The following is a 15,663-nucleotide window of genomic DNA, read 5'->3' as shown; positions in this document are numbered from 1 at the left end:
AGAAGACAAACAAAGGTTGCTTATTACTCTACTACATCTGACAGCGACTTAGTATCAATAATCGCAATTTTAGGGTTTTGGCGATCGCGGCTCCAAGCTTTCTCTGAATGAGGTAACGCGTTGGTTGCAAATGTGCTTCTTGAAGCCAGCGTTACTAATTTGAGCAACCGTCTTCGCGTCCATGAAACTCGCTGTTTTGAGGTTGATTCAAATAGAAAGCCTCATGAATGTAGGAGAAATTATTTGTAACTCTCTTTGAGTGAAGTAGTATACTATAGCTGTCGATGTGAGATTATCGTTTAGTCGAATTCATAAGCATTACCTCATGCTTACACCAACATTGATATATTTTAGTAGATAGTCAGTTAATTTTTGTTTGGCAATTGCGCTAGCGTCTCAATCGCTTTATTCCTGGTGTAGTAGACTGGCGCGGTTTATCCCAAAGCCTGCTTCTGCTGGCGATCGCTCAGCGCTCATTACTAAATATTCTAGACAGTTGCTAATACAAACGTCTAAATTCAATGTAATAAGTACCCAATAAACTGAAAGTAATAGTAACTCAAATGGATTTTTACAAACTAATCAGAGAGAAAGACGATGCTAAGTGAATCTCAATTAGTTAATAGTTTATTTGTCATAATAATATTATTTTTTATCCCTGCAAGGATAGAGGCACAAATGTATCAAATTCACGAAAATAGCTTAGCAGAAACAATATTAAATCCTTCTGAGCCAAATATTATTTTGCCTGAAATAGAGCCTGACCTCCGCACGCCAGTACTACCAGCAGATTTATTTAAACCTGTGCAACAACTACCATCTTGGCAATTGCATCAGGATTGGATGCTACCACAACCACCAAGAATTATCTATACATACCCACAAAGACGAGATCTAGGTAGTATTAAGAATTAGCTCTTAATTTAGGGATAAGTGTTCGGTGTGATCGCTATCGATAAACCCTTATAATACATAAATCTCTAAATATTTTAGTTGCTCACCATCTAAGCTACATATTGATTTTGATGCGTATAAACTTGTTGTACGTACTCTAAGTCTAAATCAGACAAGTAATCTACTGCCCAGTTAGCTTGGCGTTGTAGCATATGAAATGGATAAGTATTTGCAACTCCAACGACAGGAATTTTGGCGCGTTTGGCTGCGGTAATTCCAGCTAGGGTATCTTCAATCGCAAGGCATTCTGCTGGTTGTAAGTTTAAGCTAGGTTCGATCTTGTTCAGTCTTTCTACGGCGAGAAGATAACCATCAGGTTCAGGTTTACTCGTGGTGATATCATCACCGGCGACGATCGCACAAAAGTATTCAGCTAAACTAAGGCGCTGTAACACGAGTTCTACTTCAGAACGTAATGCACCACTGACTACTGCTAATTTAAGATTGCGCGATCGCACTTGAAAAATTAAATTTTCTAAACCAGGATAAGTTGGTAACTTCTCAAGTTTTGCTAGTTCTTGTTGATACGCTTCGGCTTTGCGTTTAATAATTTGTGTCAGATAGTCTTCACTCACAACTCGACCCCGACGCTGTAATAATTCTCGAATACACGCGCGATCGCTGCGCCCTAAACAAACTTGGCGGTATTCTCCTGGCTTGGGGCGCAAATTTTCGGCAATTAAAACTTGGTCGATTAGTTGCTGATGAATTGGTTCGTCGTTAATTATTACGCCATTGAAATCAAACAAAACTGCTTTTAGTGTCATACGTTACTGCCTCAATTAAGCCGGAGAAGGTATCCAACCTTCAAGTGGAATGACTTCCTCGGTAGACTCGCCAACTCCTGACTTGTGTATTAACGGCTTCACCCCACGAGTGACTTGATGAATCAACCATAAATCTGTTGTCTGCACAGCCGCGAACCCTGCTGCAACCATACTTGCATCAACACTTTTTGCTGCAAAGTCACGGATGTAAGGTTCTTCAAATACGTTATTTAGCCAGTCAAGTTGGCGTAGCGTTTTTTGATTGCCGTCTAAAATTAATACTTCACCACCAACGCTCAGTAAACGAAAACTTTCTTGCAAAATAGATTGAGCAACTGCGGGCGGTGTTTCGTGAAATAATAAAGAAGCCGTCACCACATCAAAACTAGCATCAGGAAAACCTGTATACTCCGCATTAGCATGACACCACTTGATATCTAGATGAGCAGCTTGTGCCTTACGTTCCGCCATCACTAGCATATATGGCGACAAATCTAAACCAATCACCTCAGCCGCAGGAAACGCCTGTTTGAGCATTAATGTTGTTGATCCTGTACCGCAGCCTAAATCAAGAATTCGGCGGGGCTGACTTTGAATTGTCTCAATTAATTCTTGCCGTACGAGTTTTTCATTAGGTAATAACACGTACTGTGTAATTGGATCGTATGATACTGCTGCGCCAGGATTGAGATACCCATGCTTAATACCGTGAAAGTTTTGACTGCTGTAGTATGAAGGTGTTTCTACATCCGCCCGCTGAAATCTTGTCGCTTCTTGCTGCCAATCGATACTCTCGTAAAGTTGCTGTAGTTCTTTTTCATTGATAAAGAAACGCACAACAGGTGCGAGAAAACGTTCCCAAATGGTATCTTGACTCGACATAAGAGTTGCTATAAGTAGGAGTGGATGGCGATCGCTTCAAGGTTAATCCCTTTCCTTTACAAATTGTAATATATATCTGCAAAGAATTGGGAGTATCTTGCTGTATTTTTTGTACTCATCAAAGTATGAGTCTGAAGTTTTAACAATAAGAAATCATCGTTTAAATTGTTGAACGTATCCATAAAAATAATATTATCTTTCCTTGAAGGGATACTATCAGTTTATGAATTTCTCAGTTAATAAAATTAATAGCAATACTAAGTTAAATTAAAATAGAAAATTACAAATATTCCAATTATTTAGTTAGACAATAAGTTTATTATTAACTCCTTGGAGCGCATCATGCTACATCGCCAGGAATCAGCCGGACTTGTTGTCATCACTCAACCTACACACTCTTGGGTCGCGGGTTGTATAGCAAGAGTATGGGGAAATGAACAATTCGGCTTATTTGTGCCTAGAGAAGAAGTTTGTCTTGGTGCTGAACAGCATGATATCGGCTGGGTAGTTTGGGAAACTGCACCTACTTTAAATACCAAAACAGGCTACCCCTACAACTTTATGGAATTACCAACAGCAATACATACAAACATTTGGTCAGGTGCAAAACACCTAGCGTTACCATTTGGAAGATATGCAACACTCCTCGTCTCACTGCATGGTACAGGATTATTTGAGCGCTTTCGCAATTGGCAAAAGACTTTAGAATCTTCTCGCTTAGTTCAAGCCTATTTAGACCAAGAATATGCTTTTCAAGAACAGTTAATCGCTAATTTAGAGCAAGATTCGTATTATGCAGCGTATGCAACTCCAGAAAATATTCAACGTAATCGTTCTTTAGTAGCTATCTGGGATACACTTTCGTTAGCGTTGTGTATGGGGCTAGATGAATCAAGGCATTTTCACCACATTCCTACAGCGTTAGGTGAAACTACAATAACTTTAACTCCTGTAGGCAATGACATTATAAAAGTCTCTCCTTGGGTGTTTCATCAAGATAAAGTAACACTTGTTTATGAAGGGCGGCTGCTGGAAGATAAATTTACAAATGAAATCTTAATGCGTCAGACATTAAATAATGCAAAATAGGTAAGTATTTCTAATACATTAATTCCAGGTTAATCGTCTGAGTAAAATTGATTGCTTGTATGGTCTATAAATATAATACTCTCTTGGCTAATAGCAAGAGTAAAGAACAATACTCAAATAGAAATACTATATAAACAATACGCTTAAAGAATAATAGCTCTAATTTTTATCTAAAGTGAAATACTTACTGATTTAGCAGGTGCTATTTTCAGTAATTTCTCAGTAGTATTCACTATGATAGATGAGCTAAAAAATAATATCAGTTAAAAAGTATTTAGTATAGTGGAGTATAAAAATGGTAGATAATTGCAATGTAGCAAAACTCAAAGTCTTGATAGCTAGCGGCTTAGCATTCTTTTTTGTTGCTGCCCTACCGCAAAAAATACTAGCTGAAAACAGTATAAATACAGAGAAAATAGCAGAGATCGAAGCTGGCGATCGCTTACAACTAATACAAAATAAAAATTTTCCCAATAACTGGAGATTACAAAACTTTCAAACTTATAAATTCGAAACAGGGACAACAAATTTTACAAATCAGATTATTCATAAGAATGTATCGACGACACTAGACACAAACAAATTAGCAAATTTTAATTACAACGATATAAATGAACATAAGCAGGATACACTTAACAGCAACTTTCAACAAATAGAAGTTTCTCAGAATGCAGCAGATTTATTAGCAGAAAGTAGTTTGGAAAAGCAGCTATTAGTAAGTGAAGTTGATTTGGAAACACTCTGTCGTACCTTTCCGCTGAATTCACGTTGTATTAATTATCAATCAACGTCTGAACAGCAAAATCAACAACAGCTATCGCAATCAGAAAGGGAAAGCCTGGAAACACGTCTATTAGAAAGACTAGCGCTTGCACCAGAAAATCCTACACGCAGCGGTTTTGCTTTTGCGGCTAAAGCGAGTAATTTAGGCGTTGGTGTTGAAGGAATTGGGGCGATTTCGCCTAATTTTAATGGCAGAATAGGATTCAATTACTTAGGATTTAGTGCCGGATTTACACAAAATCAAATTGAGTACGACGGAGATGTGCAACTATTAAACGCAACTGGAATGCTTGATTGGTTTCCTTCAAGTAGCAGTGGTTTTCGGATGACTGGCGGCTTAGTATATCAAAATAATCGAGTGGATGCGATCGCACGCCCCACAGAAGTATTAGAAATTGGTGGTTTTGAATTTCCACTAGCTGCCGTTGGTCAACTCGAAGGTTCGCTAACATTTCCTAATACTATCGCACCTTATATCGGCATTGGTTATGGTAATCCTGTCAGGCGTGGTAGTGATTTTAGCTTTAATATCGATTTAGGCGTTTTATTCGCAGGTTCGCCGCAAGCTGATTTGCAAGCCACAGGTCCTGGTGTAGATATTATTACAGGAATTCCAGTATTGAATAACTTGTTAGAAGAGGCGATCGCACAAGAAGAACAGCAAATTGAAGATAACGTAAGCTGGCTTGGCGTATATCCAGTGGTTTCAATTGGAGTTTCCTACCAGTTTTAGAACAAAAAAACGGGACATGCTTGTAGTTGGGCGATCGCTAAGGAAAGAGACATTTCCTTCTCATTAAGAAAGTTTATCTCGGAGGTTCCGCAGGCGCCCTTCTATTTCACTGAGTTGACGGTAAGCACTCTCTAGCTTGTCTCCTTCCACCTGTACTATAGTGGTTGGATAGTTTTGAATTATATTTATCAAACTAAGATTACCATCGGAACGCATAGAATTCATTAAAGCAGAGTACAAAGCTTGTCGATCGTCTTGATCAGAGGGTGCATGAACCGCTTGACTTATTTTATCGAGTGCAACGCTCCCAATCGGACTATCTAGCAAGCGTTCTAACAAAACTGGGTTAATTTTTATGGGAGTTGACAAATAGCGACGCATAACTTCTTTATCTTGCTGCGCCAAAGCTAAGTTAGCTTGCAGTAACATTGAGGCTTCACCAGTTGCAGCTAAATTAGATAGATCCTTAACAGAAATTGATTCTGAAAAGATGCGGTACTTAAGAACAACCCGATCAGCAGCAAGTGCAGTGGTACTGAAAAGCATCACACTGAAGCTTACCAATAAAAATAACACTAGACGCTGCAACCAAAAACGTAGGCTCATCTGTTAGGTTCTGAAATACTTATTTTTACTTTGCCAGTCATTTTCTCATTAAGTCTCCCTCAATAGACAGATGAGATCTCGACAAATAAAACTCATTTCGCGCAATTTTGCGTATCCTTGCCTTGTGATACCTTAAACTTCTCAATTGCTGGCGTGTGTCTATGATTTTAGCTACTAGGCATTCATTAGCATTGCGCATGGAAAACTTTACAGCCAAACAACGCGTGATCGCTCTTGCATTACCTGAGTGTAGACATTCTCAGTTTGTTGTGCTAGTTTATACCAATTAAAGCGCCGCTCTAAATCTTCGTAGGCATTATCAATTAACCACTGCTTATAACCAGGATTTTTTAAGACTTCCAAAATTCCCCAAGCCAGTGAGTCTGGATTATTTGTCCAAGTAACGATACCTGTTTTGGTGTGCTGGACGACTTCGGGTAAACCACCTGTATCAGAAACTACAACGGGAACGCGTGCGGCAAAGCTTTCAAGGGCGACAATGCCAAAAGGTTCATACAGGCTGGGAAATACCGCACAGTCTGCGATCGTCTGAAATTTATCGAGTGGTTCATCACTCATAAACCCTGTGAAGTAGCACTTATCCCAGATGCCTAAATCCCACGCTTGGCGCTTTAAGTGGTCAACGTTACCACCACCAATCATGACAAACTTAACACGACCGCCCATTTCCCACAACACTTTGGGAGCCGCATTCAGTAAAACTGACACACCTTTTTCGTAAGTCATGCGTCCTACATAGTAAACGATACTTTCACCATCTTCGGCAAACTGGCGGCGAAAGTTGATCGCATCAAAATCTTGACGACGCTTTTTCTCAGGGCGAATACCGTTATAAATAACATCAATTTTGTTCCAGGGAGTTTGTAGCGCCCCTTCAACTTCTCGACGCATATAGTCGGTACACACAATCACTCGCCAAGCGTTGTAAGCTAATAGCTTTTCTTTACCGTCGATATACTGCTGGATATCGTTATGAATACCGTTGTGACGACCATGTTCGGTTGCATGAATTGTGGCGACGAGGGGGACTTTGAAGTTATGCTTGAGCGCGATCGCTGCATCTCCCACTAACCAGTCATGTGCGTGGATAATATCAAAAGGACCGTCTTCGAGCATCAACTTTGCGCCGTGATGCCCCATACTTTCGTTAAAATTGACAACCCAGTGAAAAAAGTCGTTGGCTGGTGCTACAGGTACGCGATGTACGTGAATTCCGTCTACAACTTCGTACAAAGGTGCTTGCCCAAATTCTACTGTCATTAAATGAATTTCATGCCCTAGCTTGACGAGTTCTGGATACAACTCCGCTACGTGGCGGGCAATTCCCCCAACAATTCGAGGTGGAAACTCCCAAGTCAAAACGAGAATTTTCATCTACCTCAATCCCACCAGTTTATTATTTCAAGATATATACAACTATCTAAAGACATATATTTATAAATTTAATTCGTGGAATTACGGAAATCTTAATGTATCTTAACAGTATAGTGATGTATTAGCTCTGCAAAATGTTAAGATTCTCATACTTAATGGTAATTGGTAGTTAGTTGTCAGACTTCGCAATTACCCCATTACCAATTTATTTGATTAAGTTGGCGATCGCTTATACTAACTTTTCTAGTTCGACAGGCTTGGCAAGATGATTCTGAAATCCAGCGGTGAGTGCTTGTTGTTGGTCATACTCTCCGGCATAGGCGGTAAGCGCGATCGCTGCCTAATTTGTCGCATCAGCATATAGCCGTCAACACCTGGCATACCAATATCGCTAATGAAGATATCCGGCTGGAACGCATCCAGCAGCAATGCCTCAGCGGCGGATGCAGCGACACGCACTTCGGCTCCATACTGTTCTAAGATTGCTAGCATCAACTCTTGCATATCAACTTCATCGTCTACGACGAGAACGCGCACGCCTTGCAATTGTAAGATACACGAGGAACGGATCGTCCATGATGAAGATCGCAAGCGTAGCGTTGTTGCAGACTACTTCTAAGTAACGTTTGTAGTAATCTGCATTTAACATCTCCATCTGCGACAGTGAATGCGCTTCGTCAGGTAGAAATCCACTTTCCAATGCCATATTCTTCCTTCTAACCGTTTCTGCGATGAATCTCCTGCGAAGCTGTTAAATTCCAGCGTAATATTTCTAAGTCAGCGCTATTAATTAATTTGGCTAATAACTGAGTTCAGTCCAACGACGGTATATCCAATTATCTGTCAATAGATATAAGTATTTTTCTTCCCTGAGACAGACTTTAAACGTAAGCGTTAGGATTGTTGATGAAGACTGGTAATTGGTCATGGGTAGCAATAAGCCATAAGTTACTACCATTATTCAAAGATATCAACTTCAAATCATAGTTTTGACGATTTGTTGTCGGAAGGTTAACCACGCTGTTACGGCTTGAGGTAGCGAAACTACACCGCGTTGCATCAAAATGACACCATCTTGAAAACCAATAACTCCGTATTGCTGGTTACTGGTAAGTTGATCGATCGCCGCGATGCTAGTTTGTAATAATTGCCGTTCTTCGTCAAACGCGGCTTGATACTGCTGTAATTGCCATAAATCTGCGATCGCATACTCCATCTCAATCACTTCTCGCGCATCGTTACGTAGTTGTAGCATAGGCCAACGGAGAATTTCGCGACGACTCGAAAGATGAGGTACGATATATGTCGTTGCAGACACGCTCGCATCAGCCGGAATTTGCGCAAGCAGCGATCGCATTTGTCTGACATGATGCCATTGTTGCGGGAGCGAAACATAAACCCAAGGGTTAAATGAATCAGGTAATAAAAAGTAAAAACTGCGATTGAGACTTGAAGTGCTAGAAGTAAAAGAGAAAAACAACGATAAACAAATACAAGCTACCCAAAAGCGACGAAATACAGGTTTAAACTTTCTAGGATGTCTCGACCACCAAAGAATTGCGCCATAAAATAAACCTGGTACAACCGTCATTGCATAGCGAATGTTGATCGCTAATACTGATTGTCCTTGACCTAAGAATAATTTAAGTAACGGAAACCCTGCGATCGCCCACGATGCAGGCGCAATAGCAGGTACAAACGCTAACGGCAACCATTGACCGATTAAGTATTTAATTGTGCCAAAAAACGGCGTAAATAATTCAACAATCAACCGCCAGGGGTTGCTAATCATTCCCCAAATAATATCTAATGTCGAAGCTTCTGGACCATCTGCATACTGTCCAAATCGTTCTAACATGAAGCGGCGAGAAATATCTTGTGAAAATAGAGGCATAATCGCATTGGTTAGTACCAGAATATAACCACAACCAAGCGCACACACGGCAAGTCCCACGCGCGGATAGCGTCTACTAGCGATTAAATAAAAACCAACTCCAAATAACACAATCCCGCTATCTTCCCGCACAGCTAAAGTTAAAACTGCAAGCAGCCAAAATAGCCACCACCAGCGTTTTTCCATTGCTAGAAGTAGCCCAAAGACAAATAAAGGAATTTGGCTGATATCATGAAAATTCGACTGCGTTGGACCTAAAACTGCATTCGCGGCGTAGAAGCTAGCAGTAATCATTGCTGCGATTGGTGGTGCAATATAGTGTCGCGCTAGCGCATATAACACTAAACCCGCCGCAGTCACAAAAGACACTTGTAAAACTGTAAGAGTCGCTGGCGAAGGAAACAAGGCGTAAATCGGTAGCCACAGCAGTAAGGCTGGGGTGAAGTGTTGTCCTAAACGGTGATAGTAAACTTCGGGAATTTCGCCACTATGCACGACATTCGTAGACAAACTTGAGGAAAGCGAACTTTGAAAAAATCTGCCGTGAAGATTGTTCCAAAATACTTGATTAAAAATGCCTTGGTCAAACGTCGCGTAAAAGCTGTAGTAGCGATGCAAGCCTAACACGAGGTTAAGCACAAAAAATGCGATTGCCACCCTAATCAATAATCTGAATCCTGGCTTTTGTAATTTAAATAACATGACTCACTCACGCTCACACTTAATATGTACAAGAGCGTCAGCGAGTATTGTAAGCTTAATAATCAGCGCGATCGCAACTTGATAGTAGCTCGTCTATTTAAAAGATTTATTAATTATACTTATTCATAGCAGCGTATGTGCGATCGCTGAAATTATTCTTTTGGAAAACAACGCCCTCGACAACGAATACTATATTGCGCAATATGATATCCACGAGAAGTATAAAAATCTAATATTAACGGTTCAGAACCATACTCGTTAAGATAGTCCCACCATATATTTTCTCTAATACTTTTGCGTTCTTGTTTGGTTAATTCGGCCCAAGTAGGTGTTTGTCTAATGGTACTCAAAATTCCTTTACTATTCAGGCTAACTGTTCTTGTGCATGGATAACGACCTCCAGAATTCGTAGGAGCGCTTGACGACAATCTGTACCAATCATATTTCCACTTACCCAGCCATTGTAGGGATAAGTAATTCTCAACCAACCTCCTGATTTACCTACCACACTAACGTCGCTACCTTCGTATATATATAATCTCTAATAAATAGCAGTATTTCATAATTTTCTATTATAAATCAAGTAGATAAATGAAGTAATTTTAAATTATTTTGAAAAACTCTTTCTCAGTCTTTCCTTTGCATACTAGGTGTACTTATTGGTTCGTTTCCAAGAAAACCTGACAACTCAACTAGAATTACTATATACAAATAGCACTAACTGCCCAAATTAATTGCACAATAGAAGCAGTTCGTCAAAAGCTGTTGACTATGCCCTCACCACTCGCTGATGCTCAAAATTTATTAACCGAGTTGATCGCGCGGTATGCTCACCGTGTTGATTATCTAATGATTCGCCTTGAAGAATCGGAAGGTACTGATATTTTACTGCGTGGCAACAAGGTAGAAACCCTCAGCGAAGGAATTTCGATTGGCGGACAAGTGCGGGCTTGCTACAAAGGTGGTTGGGGTTTAAGTAGCTTTAATCAGCTAGAAACCATTACGGAAAGAATCGAGGAAGCCGTTTCAGCCGCGCGGCTCGTCGGTGATGAAGAAACGCGCTTAGCTGATGTGGAACCTGTACAAGATAGCTGTTTTGTTCCTTTAAGTGGTACTGATCCGCGAGACGTTTCTTTAGCGACAAAAAAAGCATTGTGCGATCGCTACAGCGAAATGCTCAAAAGTATCGATTCGCGCATCACCACAACTTCAGTCCGTTACAGCGATAGCGCCCAACGAATTGTCCTCGCAAGTTCCGAGGGGACTCTCATCGAACAAGCTTGGGTAGATATGGAAATGCGCTTTGCAGCTACCGCCAGAAACGGCGATACGGTACAAACTGGAAGAGAAACGACAGGTTCGCGCAAAGCCTACGAAGATCTCACAAGTCTAGACGAACAAGTCATTGGCGCAGCACAACGCGCGATCGCTGCTTTATCCCTACCATCGGTCAAAGGTAACACTTACACCGTCGTTATCGATCCCATTCTCAGCGGTTTATTCGTTCACGAAGCCTTTGGTCATCTTTCGGAAGCAGACATGGCTTATGAAAATCCCGATTTGCTAGAAGCAATGAGTCTTGGGCGTAGATTTGGACCTGAAGAATTGCAAATTTTTGATGGTGCGGCACCTGCGGGACATCGTGGAAGTTATTTTTATGATGATGAAGGTACGCCTGCAACAACAACGCAACTAATTAAAGACGGCGTATTAGTTGGGCGCTTGCACTCGCGCGAAACGGCTGGCAAATTAGAGGAAACTGCAACGGGTAATGCAAGGTGCCTCAATTACCACTATGCGCCAATTGTGCGCATGACGAATACTTGGATTGAACCAGGGAAGACTTCTGTAGCAGACTTATTTACTGGAATTAAAGAAGGAGTTTATGCGCGTAACTGGCTAGGAGGAATGACAAACGGTGAAATGTTTACCTTCAGTGCCGGTGAAGCTTGGATGATTCGCAACGGGCAAATTGCCGAACCTGTACGCGATGTGACGTTATCGGGTAATGTGTTTCAAACTTTGGCAGATATTGAAGCGATCGGTGATGATTTCTATTGGGATGAATCTGGCGGTTGCGGTAAAGGCGGGCAAAATGGTTTACCTGTAGGTTGTGGTGGTCCTAGTTTGCGGATTCGCGATGTTGTTGTTGGTGGTGAAGCAGTATAAATATTAATTTGTATCGGGAGGCTAACGGGATGTCCATAGAAACGACAACCGAAAACCAGACTTGGGATGATGTAGATTGGCAGCCTCCTATGCCACCTACAGACTTAATTTTCGACGATGGAGAACCCTTGGAAACGAATCGTCATCGAATTGCTATGAATGTCTTGATCCGTTCGTTAAAACACCACTGGGCTGAACGCACGGATTTTTTTACAGGTGGCAATATGTTCATCTACTACAGTAGCCGCTAAGCGAAAAATCGCGATTTTCGCGAACCTGATTTTTTTGTTGTCTTAGGAGTTGATAACGATCCTTCTCGTCTTGGTTGGGTTGTCTGGGAAGAAGGCGGACGTTATCCTGATGTGATTGTTGAATTACTGTCGGCAAGCACTAAGGAAGTTGACTTAGGAGCAAAGAAAACCTTATACAAGCAGGTATTTAGAACACGCGACTATTTCGTTTTCGATCCTTTTGACGCTAACTCACTACAAGGATGGCATTTAGATCTTGACCGGGGCTATCAACCTATTGCAGCTAATGAGCAAAACTTATTGTGGAGTCACACATTAGGTTTATGGTTGGGTACGTGGACTGGAGTCGTCGAAGATGATAACGCTACATGGTTGCGGTTTTATGACTCATCGGGGCTCGTGTTGTTACCGGAAGAAGCTGAACGCCAACGCGCCGAAGCTGAACGTCAAAAATCTGAAAGACTTGCAGCAAGATTATGCGAATTGGGTGAAGATCCAGATATTTTATAGCAGAGGTCAGGGGTCAGAGATCAGTTGAAAGTGAAGAGAGTCTGGGAAGACTTTATCAACTGTCAACTATCAACTTAGCGTGTTCGATGTCCTAACTACCCCAACGAGATTACTATATAAGCTTGGCGAATGAATTCACCGCTAGACAAACGAAGTACTACGAAGGTGGACTTCGTTTTGATAGCCTCGACTTTAGTCGGAAGGCGTCTGCGATTCCTGGAGAAGATCTATAGTTGATGACAAAGCTGCATCAACTTGTTGTAGTAATGCTTCTGGTGTAGAGGAGTTATCTAAAACAACATCAGCGCGGGATGCTTTTTCTGCTAGCGACATTTGACTATTGATACGGGCTAGTGCTTGTTCGCGGGTGAGTTGATTGCGTTGCATCAATCTTGCAAGTTGCTGTTGTGGAGAACAAACCACAACCCAAATTTCTGTCACTAAATGAGTAAGACCTGCTTCAAACAACAATGGAATGACACATACGATCGTTTGATACGGTTGTTGCATTGCTTCAGCAAAGCGATCGCGGACATAAGGATGAATTTGTTGTTCTAACCAAGTTCGTTCTTCTGCGTTATTAAAAATAATGTCTCCTAACTGCTTGCGATTCAGCGAACCATCATTGAGGAATAGATCTGAACCATAGCGCTGGGCGATCGCATCATAAACCGGAGAACCCATTGCAACCGCTTCTCGTGCATAAATATCTGCATCCAAGATTGGTAGATGGTGATGCGTCGCTAAATAATGTGCAACGGTCGATTTTCCTGTCGCAATGCCACCTGTTAACCCAATAATACGACGGTGAGTCATCATCGCTGTGCCCACTGCACAATTGCTTGTGTAAGCCCTTCTAAAGTATATTCGCTAGCTTCAATATCGACTCGCCCAAATTGTTGCTGACACGCTTTAGAAGTGAGAGGTCCAATTGATGCAATACAAACAGAGTCTAAATTAGCACCGCCATGATTTGCTAACAACTGACAGAAATTTTGAACAGTTTTGGAACTTGCAAATGTAATCACATCAACGGCTTGCTGTTGTAAAGCTTTTAACGCATCTGGGGAAATCGTTTGCGGACAACGCGACTCATATGCAGCGACTTCGACAACGTCTGCACCTTTCATAGTAAATTCTTTGACTAAAACTTCTCTGCCTCCGGTTTCAACTCGCGGAAATAATACTTTTTTCGCTTGTAAAGGTTCGGGAAAGTGTTCTACTAAAGAATCAGCAATAAAATTTGGGGGAATAAAATCTGGCTGTAAACCTTGTTGTGCTAAGCTTCGGGCAGTTTTTTCACCTACGACAGCAATTTTGACTCCTGCTAAAGCCCGTGCATCTTTGCCTTGTGTTGCCAATCTTGCAAAAAAGTACTCTACACCGTTCGTAGAAGTCAGAATTAACCAATCAAAATCCGCGATATGAGCGATCGCCTGATCTAAGTCTTCCCAACTCGAAGGCGGACTAATTTCTAGTGTGGGCATTTCAATTACATTAGCACCCAGCGTCGCGAGGTGATCGCGTGCATTGCTAGATTGTCCTGCTGATCGTGTCACGAGAATTGTTTTGCCGAGCAGAGGTTGGTCAGGTAACATATCAAGAGCCGGAAATTCAATTTCTATCTTTGCATTTAACTGCTCTCGGAGCGCAACAACTTCACCAATAATCATCACGACCGGTGAAAGTGAAACACCTGCTGTGACTATTTGAATATTTGCTAAGTCACTCGTCCAAATTTGTTGTTTTTGAGTTCCAGCCCACTTAACAATTGCTATAGGAGTTTGCGGTGATCGCCCGTAGTGTAATAATTGCTGTACAATTACTGATAATTGTTTCCCTCCCATCAAAATTACGAGGGTTTCTAACCGCGCTAGTGCTTCCCAATCGAGTTTTTCCGGTTCGTGCGCAGTAAAAACCGCGAAACAGCTACTTATATTCGGATCGGTTAAAGGTATTCCTGCAAGTAAGGGGGCTGCGTAGCTTGAGGAAATTCCTGGGACAACTTCAAATCGACAGTTATGTGCCATCAGAACCTTCATTTCAGCCGCTGATCGCCCGAAAATGAACGGATCTCCAGATTTTAGTCGAACAACCTGTTTGCCAAGTTGACAGTGTTTTACTAATAGGTGGTTAATTTCTGCTTGTGGTGTACTCGGTTTTCCGCCACGCTTTCCCACATCGAGTTTAAGACAGTTTTCTGGGACTAACTGTAATAGTTGGTCATCAACAAGCGCATCATAAATCAAAACTTCGGCTTGCGCTAAAAGTTGTAGCGCTTTTACCGTAAGATAGCCGACATTACCTAATCCTGCACCGACAAGATAAACTTTGCCTTGAGCATTCATGCTTGAAAGTAAGTAGATAAAGAAATGTCACGACAAGGTGAGTGGTTAAACCTCTTGCGCGAATAATTAACTAGCCCCCTAAATCCCCTAATTTTGGGGGACTTTGTTGCTGATGAATTTCTTGGAGAAGTTGGGTGACGGTTTGGACCTTTTGCGGATTGCGTTGGGCTTGAAATAAGTTTTTAGCAGTTTCGAGAGAGGCGATCGCATCTTCTAATTGATTCGATTTTAGCAACGCCATTCCCAAACGCAGATGCGCGTCAACATTTTTTGGTGCGCGGCTTGTTAGTTCTTGCCAAGTGGCGATCGCATCTTCTACGCGATCTTGCTGTAGTAGAGTATCTCCTAGCAATAACCGCGCTAAATCATTACTTGGGTGACGCGCAATTACTTGACGAAATGCGGCTTCGGCGGCGCTGTAATTTTTGTCTTGATAAAGTTTAACTCCCTGCTTGTAAATGTTGGAGGTAATGACTCCCTCGCGGATAAAGAAAGCCAAGATCGTTAAACCAATTCCGACGACGGTAATTGCAAATACAGTAAGTTGAGGCGTGTCAGTCATTTGCAGAAAAGTAGCCTG

General features: G+C 41.5%; 15 protein-coding genes and 1 pseudogene. 5 read left to right on the top strand and 11 right to left on the bottom strand.

All coding sequences use genetic code 11. From position 1 onward, the window contains the following. The first annotated feature begins 678 nt into the window (after positions 1–678). Positions 679–915, top strand: a complete 237-nt coding sequence (locus tag NIES1031_RS13095) for a hypothetical protein (RefSeq protein WP_073549835.1) — start codon at positions 679–681, stop codon at positions 913–915. Positions 916–1,004: 89 nt separating this feature from the next. Here NIES1031_RS13095 and NIES1031_RS13090 read toward each other — a convergent pair whose 3' ends face one another. Both NIES1031_RS13090 and NIES1031_RS13085 read right to left on the bottom strand, forming a co-directional pair. After that, the gene (locus NIES1031_RS13090; protein ID WP_073549833.1) at positions 1,005–1,721 is read right to left on the bottom strand and encodes an HAD family hydrolase; all 717 of its coding nucleotides are present in this window, start codon (positions 1,719–1,721) and stop codon (positions 1,005–1,007) included. A gap of 15 nt (positions 1,722–1,736) precedes the next feature. Further along, positions 1,737–2,603 carry a class I SAM-dependent methyltransferase gene (locus NIES1031_RS13085; RefSeq protein ID WP_073549831.1) on the bottom strand — a complete coding sequence of 289 codons (867 nt, stop codon included), beginning with the start codon at positions 2,601–2,603 and terminating at the stop codon, positions 1,737–1,739. Between the two features lie 342 nt (positions 2,604–2,945). Between NIES1031_RS13085 and NIES1031_RS13080 the strand changes: the two genes are divergently transcribed. Beyond that, positions 2,946–3,692 carry a DUF3891 family protein gene (locus NIES1031_RS13080; protein WP_073549830.1) on the top strand — a complete coding sequence of 249 codons (747 nt, stop codon included), beginning with the start codon at positions 2,946–2,948 and terminating at the stop codon, positions 3,690–3,692. 295 nt (positions 3,693–3,987) lie between these two features. Beyond that, complete coding sequence (locus NIES1031_RS13075; protein WP_073549829.1) at positions 3,988–5,208, top strand: hypothetical protein; 1,221 nt, start codon at positions 3,988–3,990, stop codon at positions 5,206–5,208. A gap of 63 nt (positions 5,209–5,271) precedes the next feature. Here NIES1031_RS13075 and NIES1031_RS13070 read toward each other — a convergent pair whose 3' ends face one another. The 6 genes from NIES1031_RS13070 to NIES1031_RS24395 all read right to left on the bottom strand — a co-directional run bounded on the left by NIES1031_RS13070 (position 5,272) and on the right by NIES1031_RS24395 (position 10,313). Beyond that, positions 5,272–5,814: an alpha/beta hydrolase gene (locus NIES1031_RS13070; RefSeq protein WP_073549828.1), complete on the bottom strand. Its 543-nt coding sequence runs from the start codon at positions 5,812–5,814 to the stop codon at positions 5,272–5,274. A 207-nt stretch (positions 5,815–6,021) separates the two neighbouring features. Further along, positions 6,022–7,209 carry a glycosyltransferase family 4 protein gene (locus NIES1031_RS13065; protein ID WP_073549826.1) on the bottom strand — a complete coding sequence of 396 codons (1,188 nt, stop codon included), beginning with the start codon at positions 7,207–7,209 and terminating at the stop codon, positions 6,022–6,024. A 243-nt stretch (positions 7,210–7,452) separates the two neighbouring features. After that, the gene (locus NIES1031_RS13060) at positions 7,453–7,746 is read right to left on the bottom strand and encodes a response regulator (RefSeq protein WP_073549824.1); all 294 of its coding nucleotides are present in this window, start codon (positions 7,744–7,746) and stop codon (positions 7,453–7,455) included. Then, positions 7,721–7,915, bottom strand: a complete 195-nt coding sequence (locus NIES1031_RS24400; RefSeq protein WP_178378121.1) for a hypothetical protein — start codon at positions 7,913–7,915, stop codon at positions 7,721–7,723. Before NIES1031_RS24400 ends, NIES1031_RS13060 begins: the two co-directional genes overlap by 26 nt. Before the next feature lie 270 nt (positions 7,916–8,185). Beyond that, positions 8,186–9,760 (bottom strand): DUF2079 domain-containing protein, encoded by a 1,575-nt coding sequence (locus NIES1031_RS13055; protein WP_236738826.1) that lies wholly within the window; start codon positions 9,758–9,760, stop codon positions 8,186–8,188. A gap of 409 nt (positions 9,761–10,169) precedes the next feature. After that, complete coding sequence (locus NIES1031_RS24395; RefSeq protein ID WP_178378132.1) at positions 10,170–10,313, bottom strand: hypothetical protein; 144 nt, start codon at positions 10,311–10,313, stop codon at positions 10,170–10,172. A 263-nt stretch (positions 10,314–10,576) separates the two neighbouring features. Between NIES1031_RS24395 and NIES1031_RS13050 the strand changes: the two genes are divergently transcribed. Both NIES1031_RS13050 and NIES1031_RS13045 read left to right on the top strand, forming a co-directional pair. Further along, positions 10,577–11,974 (top strand): TldD/PmbA family protein, encoded by a 1,398-nt coding sequence (locus NIES1031_RS13050; protein ID WP_073549820.1) that lies wholly within the window; start codon positions 10,577–10,579, stop codon positions 11,972–11,974. 29 nt (positions 11,975–12,003) lie between these two features. After that, positions 12,004–12,735: pseudogene (locus tag NIES1031_RS13045) on the top strand (Uma2 family endonuclease). A 192-nt stretch (positions 12,736–12,927) separates the two neighbouring features. Here NIES1031_RS13045 and coaE read toward each other — a convergent pair. The 3 genes from coaE to NIES1031_RS13030 all read right to left on the bottom strand — a co-directional run bounded on the left by coaE (position 12,928) and on the right by NIES1031_RS13030 (position 15,645). Next, on the bottom strand, positions 12,928–13,554 hold the full coding sequence (gene coaE, locus NIES1031_RS13040) for a dephospho-CoA kinase (RefSeq protein WP_218596795.1): 627 nt from the start codon (positions 13,552–13,554) through the stop codon (positions 12,928–12,930). Further along, entirely contained in the window at positions 13,551–15,083 is a 1,533-nt protein-coding gene (cobA, locus tag NIES1031_RS13035; RefSeq protein WP_073549818.1) for a uroporphyrinogen-III C-methyltransferase, read from the bottom strand. The genes coaE and cobA overlap by 4 nt, the downstream gene beginning before the upstream one ends. A 70-nt stretch (positions 15,084–15,153) precedes the next feature. Then, entirely contained in the window at positions 15,154–15,645 is a 492-nt protein-coding gene (locus NIES1031_RS13030) for a tetratricopeptide repeat protein (protein ID WP_073549817.1), read from the bottom strand. Between the last annotated feature and the right edge of the window lie 18 nt (positions 15,646–15,663).

The organism is Chroogloeocystis siderophila 5.2 s.c.1, assembly GCF_001904655.1.
GTDB lineage: Bacteria > Cyanobacteriota > Cyanobacteriia > Cyanobacteriales > Chroococcidiopsidaceae > Chroogloeocystis > Chroogloeocystis siderophila.
Note: the sequence above shows the minus strand (reverse complement) of the source record. Positions and strands in the feature narration are given on the sequence as shown.